General features: G+C 72.4%; 15 protein-coding genes. 3 read left to right on the forward strand and 12 right to left on the reverse strand.

Annotation, left to right across the window (positions count from 1 at the left end; all coding sequences use genetic code 11):
• Positions 1 to 22: 22 nt before the first annotated feature.
• The 11 genes from ACFFRH_RS22070 to ychF all read right to left on the reverse strand — a co-directional run bounded on the left by ACFFRH_RS22070 (position 23) and on the right by ychF (position 15,968).
• Positions 23 to 2,236, reverse strand: a complete 2,214-nt coding sequence (locus ACFFRH_RS22070; RefSeq protein WP_386159183.1) for a hypothetical protein — start codon at positions 2,234 to 2,236, stop codon at positions 23 to 25.
• Between the two features lie 107 nt (positions 2,237 to 2,343).
• A complete protein-coding gene (locus ACFFRH_RS22075) occupies positions 2,344 to 2,757 on the reverse strand; it encodes a (deoxy)nucleoside triphosphate pyrophosphohydrolase (RefSeq protein ID WP_344743028.1) in 414 nt (137 codons plus the stop codon).
• 14 nt (positions 2,758 to 2,771) lie between these two features.
• Entirely contained in the window at positions 2,772 to 3,869 is a 1,098-nt protein-coding gene (locus tag ACFFRH_RS22080; protein WP_344743029.1) for a C40 family peptidase, read from the reverse strand.
• Positions 3,870 to 3,915: 46 nt separating this feature from the next.
• On the reverse strand, positions 3,916 to 4,584 hold the full coding sequence (locus ACFFRH_RS22085; protein WP_344743030.1) for a hypothetical protein: 669 nt from the start codon (positions 4,582 to 4,584) through the stop codon (positions 3,916 to 3,918).
• Positions 4,585 to 4,586: 2 nt separating this feature from the next.
• The gene (locus ACFFRH_RS22090; RefSeq protein WP_386159187.1) at positions 4,587 to 6,935 is read right to left on the reverse strand and encodes a type IV secretion system protein; all 2,349 of its coding nucleotides are present in this window, start codon (positions 6,933 to 6,935) and stop codon (positions 4,587 to 4,589) included.
• A gap of 227 nt (positions 6,936 to 7,162) precedes the next feature.
• Positions 7,163 to 9,655 carry an ATP-binding protein gene (locus tag ACFFRH_RS22095; RefSeq protein WP_386159190.1) on the reverse strand — a complete coding sequence of 831 codons (2,493 nt, stop codon included), beginning with the start codon at positions 9,653 to 9,655 and terminating at the stop codon, positions 7,163 to 7,165.
• The gene (locus tag ACFFRH_RS22100; RefSeq protein WP_386159193.1) at positions 9,652 to 9,924 is read right to left on the reverse strand and encodes a hypothetical protein; all 273 of its coding nucleotides are present in this window, start codon (positions 9,922 to 9,924) and stop codon (positions 9,652 to 9,654) included. Before ACFFRH_RS22100 ends, ACFFRH_RS22095 begins: the two co-directional genes overlap by 4 nt.
• A gap of 23 nt (positions 9,925 to 9,947) precedes the next feature.
• A complete protein-coding gene (locus ACFFRH_RS22105; protein WP_386159196.1) occupies positions 9,948 to 12,671 on the reverse strand; it encodes a TcpE family conjugal transfer membrane protein in 2,724 nt (907 codons plus the stop codon).
• A 47-nt stretch (positions 12,672 to 12,718) separates the two neighbouring features.
• Positions 12,719 to 12,994 carry a hypothetical protein gene (locus ACFFRH_RS22110; RefSeq protein ID WP_329093688.1) on the reverse strand — a complete coding sequence of 92 codons (276 nt, stop codon included), beginning with the start codon at positions 12,992 to 12,994 and terminating at the stop codon, positions 12,719 to 12,721.
• Between the two features lie 151 nt (positions 12,995 to 13,145).
• Positions 13,146 to 14,174 (reverse strand): conjugal transfer protein, encoded by a 1,029-nt coding sequence (locus ACFFRH_RS22115; RefSeq protein WP_386159199.1) that lies wholly within the window; start codon positions 14,172 to 14,174, stop codon positions 13,146 to 13,148.
• Between the two features lie 705 nt (positions 14,175 to 14,879).
• Positions 14,880 to 15,968, reverse strand: a complete 1,089-nt coding sequence (gene ychF, locus ACFFRH_RS22120; protein ID WP_344743046.1) for a redox-regulated ATPase YchF — start codon at positions 15,966 to 15,968, stop codon at positions 14,880 to 14,882.
• A 269-nt stretch (positions 15,969 to 16,237) separates the two neighbouring features.
• Here ychF and ACFFRH_RS22125 point away from each other — a divergent pair, with 269 nt between their 5' ends.
• Positions 16,238 to 17,542: a DNA recombination protein RmuC gene (locus tag ACFFRH_RS22125; protein ID WP_386159379.1), complete on the forward strand. Its 1,305-nt coding sequence runs from the start codon at positions 16,238 to 16,240 to the stop codon at positions 17,540 to 17,542.
• A 138-nt stretch (positions 17,543 to 17,680) separates the two neighbouring features.
• A complete protein-coding gene (locus ACFFRH_RS22130; RefSeq protein ID WP_344743045.1) occupies positions 17,681 to 18,214 on the forward strand; it encodes a DUF6542 domain-containing protein in 534 nt (177 codons plus the stop codon).
• Between the two features lie 180 nt (positions 18,215 to 18,394).
• Here ACFFRH_RS22130 and ACFFRH_RS22135 read toward each other — a convergent pair whose 3' ends face one another.
• Positions 18,395 to 19,363: a 4-hydroxy-3-methylbut-2-enyl diphosphate reductase gene (locus ACFFRH_RS22135; protein WP_386159204.1), complete on the reverse strand. Its 969-nt coding sequence runs from the start codon at positions 19,361 to 19,363 to the stop codon at positions 18,395 to 18,397.
• A 172-nt stretch (positions 19,364 to 19,535) separates the two neighbouring features.
• On the opposite strand from ACFFRH_RS22135, the gene ACFFRH_RS22140 reads away from it, so the two are divergent.
• Positions 19,536 to 21,101 (forward strand): hypothetical protein, encoded by a 1,566-nt coding sequence (locus tag ACFFRH_RS22140; RefSeq protein WP_386159207.1) that lies wholly within the window; start codon positions 19,536 to 19,538, stop codon positions 21,099 to 21,101.
• The last annotated feature ends 6 nt before the right edge of the window (positions 21,102 to 21,107 follow it).

The raw sequence follows: 21,107 nt of genomic DNA on the forward strand, positions 1-21,107 counted from the left end.
AAAAGTAACAGTAAACCGCGTTTTACAAAACGTGTCGTGACCGGCGACGGCGCTGGATCCTCCGCTGCAGCCACAGGAGACCGAGCAGCGTCCCCACCCCCGCCCCCACCGCCGGGAGACCCGTGACCCCTGTCAGCAGCGGGCTCGACTCGGCGACCGGCTGGACCTGGCCGCTCGGGCCGTCGAGGTCCTGCGGGAGGGGCGCGCCCTGCGGGCGCTGGTCCTGCGGGGGCACCTGCGCGGCGGGGAAGGCTCCCGCCTGCGGCAACTGGAGGCCGTTCGCGAGGCCGGGCATCTGGCCCGCTCCCGCCATCCCCATCGAGACCGGCGGCATCATGGCCCCCTGCGCGCCCGGCACCTGCGCTCCGCCCGGCTGCGCGCCCGGCATCTGCGGCCCGCCGGGCTGCGCACCCGGCATCTGCCCTCCGCCCGGCCCCATGCCCGCTCCCGGTTGGCCGGGAGGCATGGGCCCGCCCATCGGTCCGCCCGCTCCCTGCGGCGGCACACCGGGCTGTCCTGTGCCCGGCGGCATTCCCGGCTGCCCGATCCCCGGATAGCCGGGCATCATCGGCTGGCCCATGCCCTGTCCGGCGCCCTGTCCTGGCATGGCGGGCTGCCTGCCGGCCCCCGGATAACCGGGAACCATCGGGCCGACCACCGGCCGTCGTGCTCCGGGACGACCGGCGATCTTCTGCCCGCCTCCCGGGTAGGCGGGACCCAGCGCCTGGAGGTTCGGTACGCCCGGACCCGTTTGCGGCATCCCTGGCAGGCCGGTCATCGGCTGGCCGTTCGTCGGCAAGCCGTTCGTCGGCAGGCCGGGACCCGCGTGCCGGAGAGCGGACCGGCCCGCTCCCTGACCGCGCGCACCGGGCCGTCCGGCCGCGTGCCGTTGTCCGCGCGCCTTCCGCCCGGCCGCCTTGCGACCCGCCTGGGAGTCCACGGCCGAATGGTTCCTACCGTTCTGTCCCTGAAGCGCGGGGGCCCCGGACATTCCCGCCGGCGGTACGGCGACCTGCCCCTGACCTGGCACGCCGGCACCGGCCTCGGGCGCGACGCCCGGGACCGCGGCGCCGTCCGGAAGCCGCGTCCCCCCTGGGAGCCGTACCCCCTCCGGCGGAAGACCGGGGGCGACCGGGCCCGCGGGACGACCGGGAGCGGCGGCCGCGCCCGGCACCCGAGCAGGGGCGGGGGCCGGAGCCGCGCCCGGCACCCGGACGGGAGCCGCCGGAGCGGCCGCGGGCGACCCGGCCTCCTGACGCCCGCCCGGCGCGGTGATCCGCGTCTCGTGCGAGTCCGCGGGGCCTCCCGTCGCCCCCGCCTCCCCGGGAAGCGCACGTGCCTCCCCGGCGAGCGCGCCCGCCTGTCCGGGAAGCGCACCCGCCTGCGGGCTCACCGGCGCACCGCCCCTCGGCAGCGCGCCCGGCCTGGCGGGAAGCGCGGAAACCGCCGGGCCCGGAAGCGCGGCGGCGCCGTTCGCCTCCGTGCCCACGGCGCCCGGCCCCGCGGGCGGCGGGACGAACGCCTTTCCGAGAAGATCGAGCAGGAACGCCGACGTGCGCCTCTCGGCCCTCTGCGCCTCCGCGGCCTCCACGGCCTCCGGGGTGCCCGGGGCGACCAAGGGAGCACCCCCTGCCTCGTCGGCCCCCTGGGGAACCCTGAGGACCATGCTGGCGGCACCTGGCGCCCCGACACCGCGTGCTTCCGCGGACCGGTCCTCCCGCGCGGCGCGGGCGTGCTCCAGCGTCTCCGGCCCCCCGACGACATCCCCGCCCGGCCGCATCGCCGCGTCCGAGCTCTTGATCGTGCTCTGGGCCTGCTGCCTCACCGTCTTGCCGTCGGGCCCGCTCATCCGGGCCAGGGCGGTCACCGTGACGTCCCTCGGGCGCTCCGGCACGGCGAGCAGCACGTCGACGGAGCCGCCCCTGGCGGGCAGGGCGCCGATCACGCACACCCCCGCCCCCTTGGGTACGGGCGCCGAGGACCTGGTCTCCTCAGGGCACTCGATACCCGCGAGCGCCTCGGCGGGGGTCGTCAGGACCGCCAGCCGCGTGTCGGCGCCCGGCCCCTGCAGGCGGATGCGGAAGCGGATCACCCGGTCGGCGCGGCTTCCCGGCGCCCACGTACCGGAGTCGGCGGCGGCCGCCAGGTCGAGCGGCGGCGCGGCCGGATCGGCCATCTGGACGGCGTACACCCCCGAGGCTCCGAGGACGAGCACCCCCGCCCCGACAGCGGACACCAACCCAGCTCCACGCCACCATACGGTCACCGCATATCTCCGTTCCCCGGGTACGGACACGCGACATCGCCACGTCCAGTAGCAGTTATGTCACGTTGCGGAGTCGATCAATCCTTATTGAACCGACCTTGCCCATCGTTGAGACGACCTTGTACCGCCCGGACGATTGGAAGGTCCGCGGGCAGCCACGCGACGTCGTAAAGCTCGTCGGCGCCCAGCCAGCGCAGGTCCAGATGCTCCCTCGCCTCGAGTTTGCCCTCGGCGACCACCGCGAGCCAGACCCGCAGGACATAGCCGCCGGCGAGCGCCCAGTCGCCGCCGACCCGCTCGCCCACCTCGATCAGCACGCCGAGCTCCTCCTGGCACTCCCTCACCAGTGCCGTGTGCTCGTCCTCACCGGGATCGACCTTCCCCCCGGGAAGCTCCCACCCTCCGGCCAGTTCGGGAGGGTCGGCACGCTGGGCGGCGAGCAGTTTCCCGTCACCGTCGACGATGGCTGCGCCCACAACGACCTTTTCCATGGCTCCCGATTCTGTCAGCCCTGCTCCCGCGCCTTGAGCTGCGCGAGGATCTGGGGATGTTGCAGCGGCCGGGTGAAACCCACGATCCCGGTGCGCTCCCGGTAGGTGGTGACTTTGATCGGCCCGCACAACCGGCATCTCGCCTCGACCATCTTGCCCGGGGACACCACCATTCCCACGTGCCCGGGACGGTCTGGGCCGGTTCCTGGCCCGGAGTTGAAGAAGACGAGGTCCCCCGCCTGCTCCTCCCCCTCGGGAACCTCTACGCCGAACGGCCACTGGCCGAACGTGGTGCGCGGGATCGTCAGGCCGACGCTCCGGTAGGCCATGTAGATGATCCCCGAGCAGTCGTAACCGGCGGGGCCCGTGCCTCCCCAGATGTAGGGCTTGCCGCGCTGGGCCAGCGCGTACTCGAGGATCGCGGCCACCGTGCTCGTCGGCGCCGCCTCCAGCATGGGCTCGTCACAGCTGTCGTCCGCCTCGGGCGGGGTGGTGACCTCGCCGTCCTTGGCGTACTTCCCGGCGATCTCCATGACCTGGTCGACGTACCACCAGGCACGGTTGTAGACGAACAGCGAACGCCGCACGTCCTCCGGCGCGCCGTTCCGCTTCAGCATCTTCGCCGCGCCTAGGATGGCGTCCGCCGGGTTGTACACGTCGGCCCAGCCGTCTCCGTCGCCGTCGGAGGCGTAGCCGTTGAACTTGGACGGGATCTTGATCTTGGCCTTGCCGCCCCACGTGCTGATGAGAAACTGCATCGGCCCGGCGGCGCCCGCGTAGTTGGTGCCGCTCCGCACGCCGGGCAGCGTGGAACGGCCGTGGTTGGTCTCGCGCTTGCCGACCCCGGCGAGCACGTTCCACTGCACGCCGACCTTCCGGCCGTGCTCGCGGTACAACTTCAGATACTCCTCGGGGATGTCGGACGTCGCGGTCTCCGACTGGTCCTCCGCCGCCTGCGTGTCCTCTCCGCAGTCGGGCTGCGCCTCCCCGGTGATCGACGGGAAGGACGGGAAACCGCTGATCATCATCATCGGCGCCATGATCAGCGTGATCAGGCAGAGTGCGGCGACTCCGAGGATCAGCGCGAGCCGGAGGTGCTTGTTGTTCCTCATGCGCCCTCGCCGCCCGTCCCGCCACGCCCGTACGCGGTTCCGCCGGTCATCCGGTCGCGCCGGTCTCGAAGGGCTGGTCGTCCCCCTCCTGGCCGGAGTCGGCGGGCTGGAGATCGTGGACTCGCCATTCGGCGCCGACCTGGATGAGCGTGACGGCGTACTCCGCGGTCCTCTCGTTCACCCCGCTCCTGGCCGTGACGTTCTGGGTGCCGACGACCACGAAGACCACCGAGGCGCTGTCGATCTGCCGGATCCCCTTCACCCGCGCCGACCCGACGGAGACGACCTCGTCGGCCTTGTTCGCCTCGACGGTGCCCGGCGAGGTGACGGTCCGCAGCAGCGCCCCCGAGAACTCCGCCGTGACGTACCCCTTGAGGCGGTCGCCGTAGACCGCCGGGTCCTCGTCGTAGCTGAAGGTGCCGTACTCGGCGGTGAACCGCTGCGCGTAGTCGGCGGCCGCGGCCAGCTCCTGCTTGGTCATCGGCAGGTAGGTGTAGACGTCGAAGGGCGCGTTGCTCGCCGTCGCCGCCGGGCGCGCCGGCTCGGCGGCCGGCTCCTGCCCTGACGCCACGGTACGGGTGACGCCCGCCGGCTCCGCCCGGGTCTCCGGCCCCTGGCCGGTGTCCGACCACATGGTCACGTAGATGCCGACCGCGGCGATTATCACGACCAGCACCGCGAAGACGACCCCCCGCCGGCTGCCTGCCTCGACCATCGTCAGTCCTTGCCGCGGTTGGACGGGCGCAGCCAGAACGGCGGCGGCTCACCGGCCTCCCCGCCGCGCTCCACCCGCCGGGTGATCCAGAGCGGGGGCGCCTCGGACGACCTGCCTCCGGAGTCGCGGTTTCGCGAACCACCGGAACTCCGCGAGGAGCCACCGCCGAAGATGCTCCCGCCGGAACCACCGGAGCCGCCGGAACCCGAGGAGCCCCGGGAGGACCCGCCGTCACGCGATCCCGAGCCGGAGCCGCCCCGCGAGGAGCCGGAGCCCGAGGAGCCCCGGGAGGACCCGCCGCCGAAGATGCCGCTGCCCGAGCGACCGCCACCACCCGAGGAGCCCGAGGACCTGCCCGGCGAGGGCGCCGAGGGCCTGACCGAGGGGGTGCCGGACGACCTGCCCGCCGAGGAGGACCCGCCGCCCGAGGAGGACCGGCCGCCCGAGCCTCCCTGCGGGGCCCAGCCGCCGGACCGGCCACCGAACCAGCCGCCCGAACCACCTGAGCCGCCTGAGCCGGAACCTGCCGAGCCGCGCCCGGAGGAGCCTCCGGACCTGGTCGGGGGCGCGCCGCCTCCCGTACCGGCTCCGGAGAGGTTGAGCGGGGGCGCCGCGCCGGGGCGGGCCGCGGTGACCGGCCTGCCGGTGCCCCTGCGCCGCCCGGTCGCCTGGGAGTCGGTGTCGAGGGGCGCCGGTTGCGCGCCGACCGGGACCCGGCTGCCCGACGGCGTGGCCGGTGTGGCACCGCCGTCCTCGCCGCGGACCTTGCCCTGGGCGACCGCCGCCGCGGCGGCGCCGACGGAGGCTCCGCCGGCCATCGCGGCCGCCTGCAGCATCGGCTCGGCCTTGCGCATGCCCCACCGGCCCGCCCTGGCCGCCGCGACCGGCGGCAGCACGGACGCGGCCCGCTGCAGGGTCGGCGCGGTCGCCGCGTCGCCGAGCATCCGGGTGGTGAGCGTGTGCCCGTCCATGGACGAGAACAGGTGCTGGAACGGCCGCCGGTAGAAGAACACCGCGATCGTCAGGATCGCCATGAACATGACCTGCATGCCCCACGGCATCGCCGTGGAGATGATCAGGGCGTAGCCGTACACGAGCACGCCGAGGACGAGGGCGAGCACGGCCTGTCTGAGCAGGGTGCCGATCAGCATCTCCACCCAGCGCATCGCGATGATCCGCCCGGACCCCGGATGGACGCCGATGAGCAGGAAGACCGGCGCGAGGATCAGCAGCAGCAGGAACCCGACCTTGAGGACCAGCAGCGAGACCGCCACCAGGAAGATCAGCAGCCCCGCGACCACCGCGGCCATGAAGGCGCCGATCGCGACCCCCAGGCGGCTCGTCCAGTCCTTGCCCTGGAAAAGGGGGAAGACCGGCGTGTTCTGCAGCTTGTCGGCGATCTCCGTCTCGTATCGTGCCTGGTGGGAGTTCGCCTCCGGCATCTGCTCGGCCTTCATCTCGGCCGCGTCGATCGTCTGGATCTCCAGCAGTTTGGCGCCGAATATCTTGATGATGGGGGCGTTGGGGTCGGCCGTGCCGAACTGGCCCATCAGCCACGGCTTGCAGACCAGGGTGGACCAGAGGGCGTCGGAGTTCTGCTCGACGCCGGGCACACCGCTCTGGCCGTACCCGCCGCCCTTGACCTGCGGGTTGGTGTCGCCCTTGGCGGGCAGGCAGGAGGTCCCGCCCGCGCCCGGCAGCCCGGAGAAGGCGGAGTTGACCACCTCGCCGGTCTTGTCGGTGACGACCTTGCCCAGCCCCGTGAGGTCGCCGGGACGGCTGAAGAACCAGACCGCCACGGTGACCGCGAGGACCATCCAGATGACGCCCTCGGCGGTGGTGGTGGCGCGCTTGCGGATCAGCCCGTACCAGGCCAGCCAGATGGCGCCGAGGATCACCAGCGGCCGCAGGTACGGCCAGTACATGGCGTCGGCCAGCCGGACCACCATGTCGTCGACGACGTTCTTGATCGACTCCAGCGGGCCCTCGGTGGCCGCCGCCTGGTAGGTCGTGATGGTCAGCCGGTCCAGCGCCTTCGCCCACAGGAAGACCGTGTTGGCCATCGCGTTGCCCATCACCGCCGCGATGTCGTCGCAGCCGAGCAGGTGGGTGTGCCAGAACTGGCCGCTCATGCCGTACGTCGCGTAGTTGCCCTGGACCGCCGGGGCCTGCGCCGCCGGGGCGCCTGGCTGGGCGGGGTCGGGGGGCGGCGGCTGGATCAGGCCGTCGACGCCTCCGGCGACCATGTCCGGGGACAGGTCGGGCGACATGTCGCAGGGAGCCGCGGCGACGGCCGTGGTCGTGTCGCCGGGGAACGCCAGCGGCAGCGCGAAGAAGGCGGCCAGCGCCACCAGCCCGATGGCGATCCGCCTGCCCAGCCGTCCCCGGCGGGAACCCCTCTCGCGAGAGCCTCCCGCCGCGCGAGACCCCGGAAGACCGCGCAGCCCACGAAGGCCGCGAGGCCCCGAAAGCCCACGGGACCCCGGAAGACCGCGAAGACTACGCGGACCCTTCGGCCCCTTCGTCCCCTTGAGGGACCGTCTCTCACGAGAGCCCTCGAACCCCTTGCGGGAGCCTTTCATGACCGCACCTCCAGCGCCGCAGCCCCCGGCCTACCGACTCTGTCGCCCCCAGGAAGATCATGCACTTTCTCGTCGGGTTTGTCGTGGGTCGGATTCGTGTCCAGCCAGCGCAGCAGCTCATCGGAGATCAGGTCCACCCCGATACGGCCCGCGCGACCGTCCAGATCCCGGAAGACGCATTCGCCGTTGCCGAGCGAGCGCAGCACCGCCTTGTGCTCCTCCGACGGCTCGACCCCGAGCAGCGCCATCACGTGCTCCACCTCGACCCGTTCGGTGGAACGGAACGCGAAGACCGACGACAGGCAGTTGGTCACCTGCTCGCTCAGCAGGTCTCCGGCGTTCTGCGAGACCAGGACCAGCGCGGTGTTGCGGGAGCGGCCCATCCGGCTCACCTCGGGCACCAGCTTCGCGCCCTCGGGGGTGGAGGTGATCGCCCACGCCTCGTCCAGGAAGATCGCCTTGGGCGTCCGCCGGTCCAGGCCGTTCATCAGACCTCGCGCGAACTGCGCGACGAGGTAGAGCAGCGCCACCGACAGCCTCTGCTCGTACGAGTAGTCGTCGCGGCCGGTGGAGGCGTCGGGCAGCGTGAGGCCGCCCAGGGTGAAGACCGTGGTCCAGCCCTCGGTGTCGATCTGGTCGCCGCCCGAGGGGTCGAAGCAGAGCCTGGCCAGATGCATGTCCGACATGGAGCGGAGCACCGCGCCCAGGTTCTTGGAGGCGGCGTCCTCGGTCCGTTCGAGGTAGTCGACGACCTTGCCCAGCGACGGGTCCTCGGCGTTGGACACCGCCGCGACCGCCTGGATCATCGCCGACTCGCGTTCCTCCGACATGCGAGGCAGCAGCAGCCGCAGGGTCTCGGTGGCCATCGTCTTCTTCGCCGCGAGGTCGTCGCCGAACGAGAACGGGTCGAGCAGGCCGGGTGCCGCCGAGCCCAGGGGGATGATCCGCGCCTTCCTGCCCCGCTTGCGCAACAGCTGCACCAGCGAGTCGGCGTCGCCCTTGGGGTCGATGACCGCGACCGTCACCCCGCGCAGCGCCATCTGGTAGATCATCAGCAGCGCCAGCGTGGTCTTGCCGCCGCCGGGCTCGCCGGTGATGGCGATGGCCGTCGGCCGGTTGCGCGTCGCCGCCACCAGCGGGTCGAAGTGCACGATGCTGCGGGCCCGGCCCAGGGTCTCCCCGACGTACGGGCCCATCCAGCCCGAGGCGCTCTCGTCGACCCGGTCGCCCAGGTCGACGGTGGCGGTGGCCATGCCGCCCGCGATGGTGCGCAGCGGCTGCCGCTGCGCGTAGGCGTTGACCCGGACCCGCTCCCCCGGCAGCGTCTCGCAGAACAGCGAGAACTGGTCGCCGGTGGAGTTGACGATGTCGATGCCCATGTCGCGGTAGTGCTCCACGACCGCCTCGACCCGCTGCACGCAGATCTCCTCGGTCGGGGCCGACACGATGAGGCGGTGCCAGCCGTACACGAACGGCAGGCGCTCCTTGGTGATGCCGTGCTCCAGCATCCGGGCCGCGTCGATCTGCTCGGCGAGGGCGAGCGGCGCCTCCGCGCCCGCCTCGCGGATGTGGATGTCCATGTCGCGGGCGTGGGCGAGCTTGCGCGCCACGTCCTTGCTCGCCTTGACCGGCGGGATGAGCCGCATCCTCGAACTGATCTCCACGGGGAAGGGCAGTTGGTCGGCGAAGTGCATCCAGGGCTCGCCGTCGGGGAAGGGCATGAGGTCGGGGAAGCGGGCGAAGGACATGTGCGCCACGTAGGAGTCGCCCTGCGGCTGCTCGATGCGCAGCAGCGCCCTGCCGTTGTGGATCTGTCCCTCGACGAGGGACTCGATCTCCCCCTGCCCCCACCGGCGCTTGGGGCTCGCCGAGGCCGGAGGGTCGCCGAGGGACCCGGTCGTGGCGTGCTGGAAGAGCCAGGCGAGCTCGACGGAGGTGGCGTGCCTGGCGTACAGCGCGCTGGCGGACAGCGCCCTGCCCAGCCGCTCCGCCTGCTCGGACCACTTGGCGATCTCCGCCTTGGGGACGTGGTCGTCCTCGATGCCCAGGGCCTTCTCGCTGCGCTGGTAGAAGCCGAAGAGCTGCGAGAGGACCCCGGTGCCCAGCTGCCGCCCGCGCGTGCCGAGCCGCACCCCGAGGTAGACCTCCTTGGTCCAGAAGTCCTTGGCCCAGACGTGGCGGTACATGTCCTCCAGGTAGTCGCGCCAGCCCGGCCCCTCGTCGGAGGTGGAGTTCAGGGCCATCGCCCACTCGGCGGCGGGGTAGGTGCGGTGCGCGACGCGGAGGTGGACCTCGGCGTCGGGCATGCGGATGGCGGCCAGCGCGATCGTGATGTTGGTGGCCAGCGCCTCCCGCTCCTCGGGGGTGATGAACTCGTAGCTCACGGTGGGAAGCCTGAAGTAGGCCCAGACCGACGAGTCGGTGAGCAGGATCCGATCGTCGAAGTATCGGACGGCCAGGCGGCTGCGCGTCCTGGAGGCGCGGCTCACAGCCCCTCCCCCACCGCTCGCGCGGCCCTGCCCTCGTGGCCCCCGTGGCCCTTGCCGCGGCCCCCGTGGTCTCCGGACCCCTCGCCGGCCCGGATCCCACGGCGTCCGCCCACCTGGACCTCGCCGTTCCTTTCGAAACACCCCGTACCGGCCTGGTTCGGCCCGCTCGTACGGACCTCGTACGACCCGTTCACCCGCGCCGGATCCAACCCGCTCACCCGGACGCCGGCCTGCCCGCTCACCACCTGCACCTCGTCTCGCCCGCTCACAACATCTCCTCGCGCCCGGGGGATCACTGGGCTAGTTCCTCCTCGCTGGGTCGACCCGCCTGAACCGTTCCGAAGCCCGCCACGACGACACCGGCCAGGGCGAGGTACGCCCGGCGGCCCGGTGCCCTCAGGTGGGACGGTTCCACCCGATCGGCCCTGCCGGGGGCGAGCGCGTCCTCCCAGGGAACCCGGACGATCGCCCGGCACCTGCCCCGCGCGACCGCCTCCGCCTGCTCCACGTCGGCCATGCTGCGGCGGCTCACCCCGTTGACGACCATGACCGCCCGGTGGCGCAGGTCGGCGCAGCCGTGCCCGTCGAGCCACTCGTAGGTCATCGCCACCGCGTCCGGTCCGTCCTCGCTGGCCGGGACGACGAGGACGAGCTGATCGGCGTAGGGGAGGACCCGCGCGGCGAGGGCCGCCGCCGGGTCCACGACGATCGTCTTGTAGTGCCGGTCGAGCATGTCCATCACCTGGCCGAGCCGCCGGTCGGAGAAGAGCGCGCGGTCGGACAGGCGCTGCTCGGCACCGGCGTCGCTGTCTCCGGCGAGGACCTCCAGCCCCGAGGCGCAGCGGCTGGTGTAGGCGCGCATGCCGAGGTATCCCTGGACGTCGTCGAGCCCGGAGAGCAGGGAGCTCAGGGTCTCGGGCGACTCGCCCTGGATCCGGCTGGACAGGGCGTGGGAGCCGGTGCTGGCGTCGACCGCGAGAATCCGGTCCTCCCGGTAGCGGGCGAGGGTGTGGCCGAGCATGAGCGCGGTCGTGGTCTGCCCGGCGCCGCCGGTGCATCCCAGGACCACCACCCGGCGGCTGCCGCTGAACACCGCCCTGGCCCGCGCCTCGTCGATCTCCGAGCCGTCCGTACGGCCACCGCCGCCGGGTCCGATCACCACCTGGGCGAGCCGCCGCCAGCCGCCCGAGGAGTCACGGCCGACCACCGACTCCACCCGGCGGACCCTGGTCTCGGCCTCGCCGCGAGAGGAACCGGTCACCGGCACCGCGGGGGTGACCGGATCCGCCGTGGCCGATCCCGAAGGGACCGCGCGGATCGACATGCCGCTTCCCTGGACTCCGGGAGCCGAGGGGGCGCCGGGCCCTCCCTGCGCGCCCGTGGCTCTCTCCGGCGGCCACACCTGCGACGTGCCGGCCGGTCGGCCGATCGGCGCGGGCTGCCCCTTGCGGTGCTGGCGCCGCGCGCTCTCCTCGTCCTGCCTGTCCTGCCTGTCCTGCCTGTCCTGCGGGAGCTCGGCCGCCTCCGCGGCGCGGCGCCCGATCGGCGCCGGTCCGACGAACCTCGGCACGAAGGACGGAACGGCCGGGTCGGAGGGCTTCCGGGCGGGGTCGGGCACGACGGCCGGCCGCTCTGCGGGCGCCACACGGGCCGGGGCAGGCGCTTCCACCCGGGGCGGCTCCGCCCGGGGCGGCTCGGGAACCGAGGGCGGCGGCACGGCCGGGGCCTCCGGCCGCTGCTTGACGGGAGGCTTCGGGGCGGGGGCGACGGTCTCGGAAGCCCCCGAGGACGCCGAAGACGCCGAGGAGGCTGCGGGCACGATCACCGTGGGAGGCGCCACCGGCGCGGACGGCGCGGACGGCGCGGACGGCACAGCCGGCGCGGTAGGCGCGGGGGGCGTGTCCGCCACGGCCGGGGCGGTGGCGGCGCGCTGGGCCTCGGCGGAGGCCGCGAGCCTGCGCAGGCGGCGCAGTGCCTCGGTGCCGATGGGAGCGCCCGGGGCCGCGGTCGCGCCGGACGCCGCCGTGGCCTCGTCCCTCGAATCGCTCGCGTGCCCCGCGTCGGCGGATCCGGCCGCCGGAGCACGATCCGCCGGTCCCTCGGACCGTCCGGCGGACCGGTCGGCGGGCGGCCGCGAGCCCGTGCCCACGACCGGCGCGCCGGACCCGGCGTCCTCGGAGTCCTCGTAGCCCTCGAAATCCCCGGCGACGGGCGCGGCGGGCTCGGAGGCGGACACCGGCTCCACGGGATCCGCGGCCGGGGGCGCGACGGGCACCGAGAGGGACGACACCACGGGCCGGGGCGCGTGCGGCGCGGAAGGCGCGACGGAGGGCGTGGACGGCCCCGAAGACGCGGAGGAGACTGAGGACGCGTGGGGCATCGGGAGGACGGCGGGGACGACGACCTGGGGCGCCTCGACGGCCCGGGACGCCTCGGCGGCCGAGGTCTGGCCGAGAGCCGGGGCGGTGCCCTGACGGGGGGCGTGGACCTCGGCCCAGGCGACGCGCTCGCGGGCCACCGGAGCGGTGGCGGCGGCCGCCGCCGCGGCGGCCACGGCGGGACGCACCTCGCGCGAGCGGGCGGCGGCGCGCTTGGACTGGGCGTGCCTGGCCTTGCGCGACGCCTTGACCCGGACGGCCGCGCGCTGCGGCGCGGCCCGCCAGATCCGGCCGCTCAGCGTGACCTCGGCGGGCTCGGACAGGGGTGCCATCCGGCACCAGGTGCGCGGCTCCCCCACGTAGCGGACCTGCGACTGGAGCAGCTCGGTGAGCCTCTTGCTCTCGATCACCGGCCGGGTGGACAGCCAGGTGACGACACCGGGCGGCACCAGGTAGAGGACGTGCCAGGGGGCGGCGAAGGGCAGACCGAGCAGGTAGAGCAGCAGCGACCACGGGGCGAGCACTCCCACGAACCCACCGATCCAGACGATCGGGAGCGGCATCGGCAGCCGTAGGTCGTACAGCTTGTAGAGCCGCTTCTCGATCCTCCAGATATTGGTGTACGTGGGCAGATCCACGTGATCCTCCTCTCCGCCTCTCCTTGTTTGACCGTTCGGACCCGGTCTCAACCCCCCGAGATGCCCAGTGCGCCCGCGATCGCCTTGGCAGTCACCTCGATGATGTTCGGCACGTAGAAGATCACTCCGATGGCGATCGCCAGGATGATGAACTGGACGAACCTGGTGATCTCACGGGTGAAGAGGAAGAAGAGGGCCACCACCGAGACGATGACCAGGAAGAGCGGCGCGAAGAAGCTGCGGAGGAAGTCAGCGAGGCCCTCGGTGTTGACACCCGCCGGAGGAGCTGTGGGCTGAGCGAGCTCTATCGCGCTCAGCAGCATGGTCTTGAGAATCACTTCTTGTCCTCCGTACTCACGATCGTGCCCGCCGGGCGGGGACGGGCCCGCGGCGCGTAGGCGCGGGAACCCGAGTCGGCGGCTCATCGATCAGGGGGGGTCTGCTCACCGTGGACCGGCACCATTCGATCATGCGCTACCCCGCCACAGATCGGTATGCGCCACGAATGTCCTTGACGAACCACTTATCGCCTTGCTTGACCATGGTGAGCAAGTAGGACTGTTCCAGCTTGCCTCCTGTCTGGCCGGGGTCGGCGGGCTCCGGCTCGGCGGCCGGGGGCGCCTTCGACGGCACACCCCATGTGACCGTCGCGGTCACCTCGCGGGTGGTCCCCCCGGCGACGGGCACGGCGAGGTCCTTGAGCTGCAGGAAGGTGAACGCGCCTCCGAACCCCTGCAGGGTGACCCCGGCGTCGGCGTACTGCTGCAGCGCGGTGGTGTCGCCCGCGTACGCCCTGAAGAAGTCCTCCAGCGTGGTGCGCAGCTCCTGCTCCGCGGCGCGGTCGCGCTCGGGCGCGGGCTTGGGCGGCAGGTCGGCGGCCCTCGGCGCGGGCAGGATGCCCGGACGCCCGGCGACGACGAACCTCTTCGAGGCCCGGTCGTGGTAGACGGGCACCGACAGGAGCTGGCGGCGGTTCTCCGACTGGTAGGCGACGGTGACGACGGCGTTGTCGGCGTCGACGACCTCGATGCCGTACGGTTGCACCGCTCCAGCGCTCATCCTGCCGAAACCGTCCCAGCCGAACTGCGCCTCGACGCCCTCGGGCAGGTAGGGGGCGAGTCTCGACTCCCGCTCCGCGAGGCGGGCGCCGTCGAAGTTCAGATAGACCTCGGCGAACTGGGCCGCGAAGGCGGAGGCCTGGACCCTGGGGAATCCGTCGTCCGGCGCGGACACCGCGCCTGAGGGGGCGTTCTGCTGGGTGAAGCGCTCGAAGGGCGCGCGGACCCCGTTCACCACGATGACGATGATCAGCGCCCAGAGCACCGCACGGCCGGTCCACACCAGCCAGCGACCGCCCCCGCCGGACCATCGTCCGCGCGACGCGCCCCGCCCGCGCGCCGGGGCGCGATCAAGGTCGGGATCGTCGGGAAAGTCCGGGTATGCCGACAGCTCAGGGTCGCCAGCGATCCGGGGATCACGCTGGACCGTCGACCTTCGAGCCATCACGCCTCCGCTCGCGTCAATCCTCGGCCGGTACGGGGGCGTATTGCCGCGATCCCATTGGCCATGGTGACGCACTTACTCTAGCCGCCCAGCCGATTGTTCCAGGAAAGCCACGCCTATGCTGCAGGCATCGCGATGACTGAGCAAACCGGGTCTGGAACGCCGACGAGGCAGCCGATGCCGCCGATGACCCGTGAAAAGCGCATTACCCCTGGCCAGCGCGCGGGCTGATTACTCAAACGCCACCCATTGCTAACTGGACGGCCCCCTGACTGTCGCGACCTGCGCATTTAACACGAAATACGTCACCCAGGGTCACAACCCCCAAATGACGTTGCTCAGCACGCCCTGCCGGAGGGCGAATCTCCAGCAAGATGGACAAACCTCCAGGCTCGTCCATGAGTGCTCCGTCCGGAGCCGTCGAAGCCGGTGGCCGACGGGAAGCGCGGCGTCATGCGTCACGCCGTCCGTCGCGAAAACCGGCGCCGTCCGGCGTGAAAGACACGACGGGGGTGGGCGGGGGGCCGGTGCCCCCGGCAGGCGCGGCGCCGGGCCCCTCACCAGAACCCGATCGGTCTTGATCGGCCTCGATCGGTACTGCCTCGGCCCGGCCCGGCGCTCGTGCACCCGGCGGCGGGCGGACCGTGTCCCCTCGGAAGGGGACACCCGGCCGCTCCGCCGACGGGTCGGGGGATCTCCGGCCGGTCAGACGTTGAAGCGGAACTCCACCACGTCGCCGTCGCGCATGACGTAGTCCTTGCCCTCGATGCGGGCCTTGCCCGCCTGGCGGGCGGAGGCGATGGAGCCGGTCTCCACGAGCTCGTCGAAGGAGACGATCTCGGCCTTGATGAAGCCGCGCTGGAAGTCGGTGTGGATGACCCCGGCCGCCTCGGGGGCGGTGGCGCCCTTGCGGATCGTCCAGGCCCTGGTCTCCTTGGGACCGGCGGTCAGGTAGGTCTGCAGCCCCAGGGTCTCGAAACCCACCCTGGCCAGCTGGGTCAGGCCCGACTCCTCCTGGCCGACGGACTGCAGGAGCTCCAGCGCCTCGGCGTCGTCGAGCTCGACGAGCTCGGACTCGATCTTCGCGTCGAGGAAGACGGCCTCGGCCGGAGCGACGAGCGCCGACAGCTGGGCCCTCAGCTTCTCGTCCACCAGCTCGTCGGCGTCGAGGTTGAAGACGTACAGGAACGGCTTCGCCGTCAGCAGGTGCAGCTCGCGCAGGTCCTTCGGGTCGATGCCCGCGCCCTTGGCCCCGGCGTACAGGGTGGTGCCGCCGTCGAGAAGCTTGAACGCCGCCTCCGCCGCGTCGAGCGCGGCCTTGCGGTCCTTGTTGGTCCTGGACTCCTTCTGCAGGCGGGGAATCGCCTTCTCCAGCGTCTGCAGGTCGGCGAGGATCAGCTCGGTGTTGATCGTCTCGATGTCGCGGCCGGGAGCGACGCCGCCGTCCACGTGGGTCACGTCGGGGTCGTTGAAGACCCGGATGACCTGGCAGATCGCGTCGGTGTCACGGATGTTGGCGAGGAACTGGTTGCCTCGCCCCTGTCCCTCCGAGGCGCCGCGGACCAGACCGGCGATGTCGACGAACTCGACCTTCGCCGGCAGGATCTTGGCGGATCCGAAGATCTCGGCCAGCTTCTCAAGACGCGGGTCGGGAACGCCGACGATGCCCACGTTGGGCTCGATGGTGGCGAACGGGTAGTTCGCCGCCAGGGCGTTGGCGGTCTTCGTCAGCGCGTTGAAAAGCGTTGACTTGCCGACGTTGGGCAATCCGACGATGCCGATGCTCAGGCTCACGTGAGCCGAGTTTACGCGGAATGACCCACTGCTACCTGCCACGGACAGGTCACAGGTACGAGTCACGGGCGCGAACGGAGCCGCTTCCGGCCTCGGGAGCGCCCCGGCTCGGGGAGCGCACCGGCCTCGGGAGCGCCCTCGCTCAGGGAGCACACCGGCTCCGGAGGCGCGCAGGCTCCGGAAGCGCACCCGCTTCGGAAGCGTCGGCTCCCGGAGCGTGTCGGCGCGCCAGGAGTGGCCGGGCCTGGAATCATGCCGGGGTGGATGTCATGGCGCTCTCCTTCCAGCTCGCGGTGGGCCTCGCCGCGGGACTCGCGATCGGGTTCCTGCTGGGCCGGGCGCGCGCCTCCTCGGGAGCGGCCGACGTCACCGCGCGCCTGGCCGACGCCGAGGCCCGCGCGAAGATCGCCGAGGAGAAGGTCGTCTACATCGAGGGGCAGCTCTCCGAACGGTTCCAGGCCCTGTCGAGCCGGGCCCTCGACGTCAACAACCTGCGGTTCCTGGAGCTGGCGGAGACGAGGCTCGCCGCCAACCGGGCCGAGGCGGCCGGTGAGCTGGAGCAGCGCAAGCAGGCCGTCGAGCACCTGATCGAGCCGCTGAAGGACACCCTGGCCCGCGTCGAGACGCAGCTGCGCGACACCCAGACGGGCCAGCGGGCCGCCCACGCCGAGCTGGCCAAGCACATCGACGTCGTCCGCGAGAGCAACGAGCAGCTCCGCGCCCAGACGAACTCGCTGGTACGAGCCCTGCAACGGCCGGAGGCCAGGGGCAGGTGGGGAGAGCTCCAGCTCCGCAGGGTCGCCGAGATCGCCGGGATGCAGCGGTTCTGCGACTTCGACGAGCAGGTGAGCGTCACCACCCCGGACGGTGTCCTGCGGCCCGACATGATCGTGCGGCTGGCCGGCGGCAAGAACATCGTGGTCGACTCCAAGGTCTCGCTCTCCGCCTACCTGGAGGCCGCCGAGTCGGCCGACCCCGACCACCAGTCGATCCGGCTCGACGCCCACGCCCGGCACGTGCGCGACCACGTCGACCGGCTCGCCTCGAAGCCCTACTGGCAGGCGTTCAGCCCAGCGCCGGAGTTCATGGTGCTGTTCATCCCCGGCGAGGCGTTCCTCGCCCCGGCGCTGGAACGCGACCCCGCCCTGCTGGAGTACGCCATGCGGCGCCGGGTCCACATCGCCACCCCCACCACGCTGATCACCATGCTCCGCACCGCGCAGTACGCCTGGCAGCAGGCCGCGCTCGGCGAGAACGCGCGGGCGATCTTCGAGGTCGGCAAGGAGCTGTACGAGCGGCTGAGCAGCATGGGGCGCAACGTCGACGCCCTGGGACGCTCGCTGAGCCGGGCCGTGGAGTCGTACAACAGGACGGTCGGCTCGCTGGAGACCCGGGTGCTGGTGAGCGCCCGCAAGCTGAACGATCTGGGGCTGGTCGAGACCGACCTGGACACCCCGCAGGCGGTCGAGGACCTGCCGCGCGCCCTGACCTCGCCGGAACTGCTCGCGCAAGAGGAGCCAAGCTCACCTCTCGTGTCCCGCGTGAACGGTAGGTTGGCCAACGACCTGCCCTAGAAACTGTTCCCTGAAAGCTCCGGCGGCCGGACACTGGAAGCAGCGCGGTCGACGACGCGGGGGTCCGCGAGGGCAAGGGTCAAGGGGGCGAGTGGTGGACGAGCGAGGCGGCGTGCAGCCGGCCGGCGGGGTGATCGCATGAGTGAGCTTGACCGGGCCGCGGGCATCCGGCTGACCGTCCGGGGCGCGCTGGCCTTCGTACTGGTGTCCACGCTGGTGGGCAGCGTGCTGCAGGCGCTGGTGGGGGTGGCGGCGCTGACCGGGGCGGCGTTCGTGGCCGGTTGCGTGGCCGCCGCGTCGCTCGTGAACCGCCGGGACCTGCTGTCGCTGGTGGTGTCCCCGCCCCTGGTCTTCTTCGTGACCACCACGTTCATCGAGGCGGTCCGCTCCCTGTTCGCGGCCACCCCGGTCCAGGCCTTCGGCCTGGGCATGTACACGGCGCTGTCGCAGGGAGCCCCCTGGCTGTTCGGCGGCTCGTTCCTGGTGCTGGTCATCGCCTGGCGCCGCGGCCTGACCCGCTGCGTTCGCGAGCTGCGCGAGGAGCTCAGGGCGACCAAGGCCTCGGTCCCCCGCCCGAGGAGCGGAGGCGACGGCGGCGGCACCGCCTTCGCCCCCGAGCCCGAGGGATACTTCGAGCCCAAGGTGTACGGCACCCCGCGCGAGGGCCAGTAGCGGCCGGACCTCATCTGTGAGAGGGCTGCCGGGATCCCTCGGGCGGGAGATCATCTGAGGGAGGCGTCCGATGACGGGCCCCGGGCGGGGATTTCCCGAAGGAGGCGCCTGACGACGGGATCCCTCAGAAGCGGGGATTCCTCCGGGTGAGGCGCCTGCTCTCAGACCGCGTGATCAGGCTCAGACCGTGGCGCGCAGGTCCTTGCGCAGCTCGTGCGGGAGCGCGAAGCGCACGCTCTCGTGGACGGACTCGATCTCCTCGACGTCCTCGAAACCGTTGCGCGCCAGGCGGGCCAGGACCTCGGCGACGAGTTCCTCGGGTACCGAGGCGCCACTCGTCACGCCGACCGTGGCGACGCCGTCGAGCCAGGCGTCGTCGATGAGCGAGGCGTCGTCGACCAGGTAGGAGGCGTCGGCCCCGTGGTCGAGGGCGACCTCGACCAGCCGCTTGGAGTTGGAGGAGTTCTCCGAGCCGACGACGATGACCAGCTGGGCCTGGGCGGCGATCTCCTTGACCGCGACCTGGCGGTTCTGGGTGGCGTAGCAGATGTCGTCGCTCGGGGGGTCGATCAGGTGGGGGAAGCGCTCCTTGAGCCGGGAGACCGTCTCGGTCGTCTCGTCCACCGACAGCGTGGTCTGCGACAGCCAGACCAGCCGCTCGGGATCCTTGACCCGCACGGTGTCGACCGAGTGCAGGCCGTCGACGAGCTGGACGTGGTCGGGCGCCTCGCCCGCGGTGCCCTCGACCTCCTCGTGGCCCTCGTGGCCGATGAGGAGGATGTCGTAGTCCTGGGAGGCGAAACGCTTGGCCTCGTTGTGCACCTTGGTCACCAGGGGGCAGGTGGCGTCGATCGTCCTGAGGCTGCGCAGGGCGGCCTCCTGGTGGACCGCCGGGGAGACCCCGTGCGCGGAGAAGACGACGATGGCGCCCTCGGGCACCTCCTCGGTCTCCTCGACGAAGATCGCCCCGCGTTGCTCCAGCGTCTTGACCACGTGGGTGTTGTGGACGATCTGCTTACGGACGTAGATCGGGGCGCCGTACTGCTCCAGCGCCTTCTCCACGGCCTGGACCGCGCGATCGACCCCGGCGCAGTAACCACGGGGCTTCGCCACTAGTACGCGTCGGGTCGCGGGGGTGTCTGAAGTCATGCTCTTATGCTACGTGGACACGTCCGCGAGACAGCCCATACGTCCCACGAGCTCATGCGGCACAAGTCTTGCCACACTAGCCTTCTCGATACAGACCTCCCAGGGAGACGATATGTCAGTCCCCGACATGATCCGCAATGTCACACAAAAGGCAAAAGATCTGCCGCTACACATGTTGCAGAGCGCGCTGAGCGGGGTCGGCCAGGCCCTGCTCCTCGGCGACCGCGTCCGGACCAGGTTCAGGGGCACCTCCGGCCAGGGCGAAGCCGACGAGCCCTTCGGGACGGCCGACGACATGCCCGCGGAGACCGCCGAGAAGACCACGGACCAGGCGGGGCAGCCCACCCGACGTGAGCCCGTCATCTTCGCGCCGCGCCCGGAGAAGACCGCGAGCAGGCCCGCCGCCGAGGGCAACGGGGCCAAGAGCACTCCCGCCCCGGTCATCTTCAGCCCCACCAAGCCCGACACCGCGACGCCCTCCGCTCCCGAGGTGAAGGCTCCCGAGGCCAAGGCCGAGACCGTCGATGCCGTCGATGCCTCTGCCACCGCCGGGACCACCGAGGCCCCCGCCGCCCCGGAGCCCGAGACCGCCACGGCGAAGCCCGCCGAGGCCGTCTCCACGGAGGCCCCCGCCGGCGCGAAGGCCCCCGCCGACGTTGAGGCGGAAGCCCCCGCCGACGCGGAAAGCCCGGCCGCCCCGAAGGCGAAGGCCGCGCAGGCCCCCGCCGCCCCGGCGGCGGAGACCACGGAGGCTCCGGCCACCGCCGAGGCCACTGAAACCACTGAGGCCAGGGTCGCGGAGGCACCGGTCGCCGAACCCACCGGACCCACCGAGCCCGCGAAGCCCGAGGTCGCCAAGAGCTCCACCACGGAGACCACCGAGGCCACCGAGACCACCGAGGCCACCGAGGCCGAGGCCCCCGCCAGGAAGCCCAGGACCTCCCGGGCCAAGGCTCCCGCCGCGAAGCCCGAGGCCGCCGAGCCCGAGGCCGTGAAGCCCGAGGCCGCCGAGGCGAGTGCGGTCGCCGAGGCCCCCGCCAGGAAGCCCAGGGCCACCCGGGCCAAGGCCAAGGCCCCGGTCACCGAGACCGCCGCGCCCGAGACCTCGGACTCCGAGGCCGTGGGTTCCGTCGCAGGGGATTCCAAGTCCGTGAAGCCCAGGGCCACGAAGTCCAGGACCGCGGGTTCCAAGGCCACGGAGTCCGCGGCCACCGCGGCCGAAGCCCCCCAGGCCGCTCCGAAGGCCAGGGCGACCAGGACCCGCAAGACCACCAAGGCCGCCCCCGCGGAGACCGTGACCGAGAGCGCCGAGAGCGCGGAGAGCGGCGCCCTGACGAGCGCCGCGGCGAGCGGCACGGCGAACGCCCCCGTGGAGGCCGTGCTCGAGACCCCCTCGGCGGTGAAGGTCGAGGTGACGAAGGTCGAGACCGCGAAGCCCGAGACCTCGGACGCCGCGGTGGTCGAGGTGAGGGAGACCAGGGCCGCGGCCCCCGAGGCCGCCGCGCTCCCCGGGGCGACGACCGCCACGGCCGAGCCCTCCTCGGGGACGTCCGCCGCGCTCGCCGAGCCGCTGCCCGGCTACGCGGACCTGACGGTCGCGTCCCTGCGGGCACGGATGCGGGGCAGGACGGCCGCGCAGATCCTGGAGCTGATCACCTACGAGCGGGCCACCGCCAACCGCGAGGCCGTAGTGCGGATGTACGAGAACCGCCTGGCCAAGCTGGAGACCGCGGAATAGTCACGC

The organism is Streptosporangium vulgare, assembly GCF_042428775.1.
In the GTDB taxonomy this organism is placed as follows: domain Bacteria; phylum Actinomycetota; class Actinomycetes; order Streptosporangiales; family Streptosporangiaceae; genus Streptosporangium; species Streptosporangium vulgare.

Bases quoted from the DNA above. Each gene is read 5' to 3' on its own strand.
- ACFFRH_RS22075 (WP_344743028.1), bottom strand. From the start codon at position 2,757: ATGGAAAAGGTCGTTGTGGGCGCAGCCATCGTCGACGGTGACGGGAAA.
- ACFFRH_RS22080 (WP_344743029.1), bottom strand. From the start codon at position 3,869: ATGAGGAACAACAAGCACCTCCGGCTCGCGCTGATCCTCGGAGTCGCC.
- ACFFRH_RS22085 (WP_344743030.1), bottom strand. From the start codon at position 4,584: ATGGTCGAGGCAGGCAGCCGGCGGGGGGTCGTCTTCGCGGTGCTGGTC.
- ACFFRH_RS22110 (WP_329093688.1), bottom strand. From the start codon at position 12,994: ATGCTGCTGAGCGCGATAGAGCTCGCTCAGCCCACAGCTCCTCCGGCG.
- ACFFRH_RS22115 (WP_386159199.1), bottom strand. From the start codon at position 14,174: ATGGCTCGAAGGTCGACGGTCCAGCGTGATCCCCGGATCGCTGGCGAC.
- ACFFRH_RS22125 (WP_386159379.1), top strand. From the start codon at position 16,238: ATGGCGCTCTCCTTCCAGCTCGCGGTGGGCCTCGCCGCGGGACTCGCG.
- ACFFRH_RS22130 (WP_344743045.1), top strand. From the start codon at position 17,681: ATGAGTGAGCTTGACCGGGCCGCGGGCATCCGGCTGACCGTCCGGGGC.
- ACFFRH_RS22135 (WP_386159204.1), bottom strand. From the start codon at position 19,363: ATGACTTCAGACACCCCCGCGACCCGACGCGTACTAGTGGCGAAGCCC.
- ACFFRH_RS22140 (WP_386159207.1), top strand. From the start codon at position 19,536: ATGTTGCAGAGCGCGCTGAGCGGGGTCGGCCAGGCCCTGCTCCTCGGC.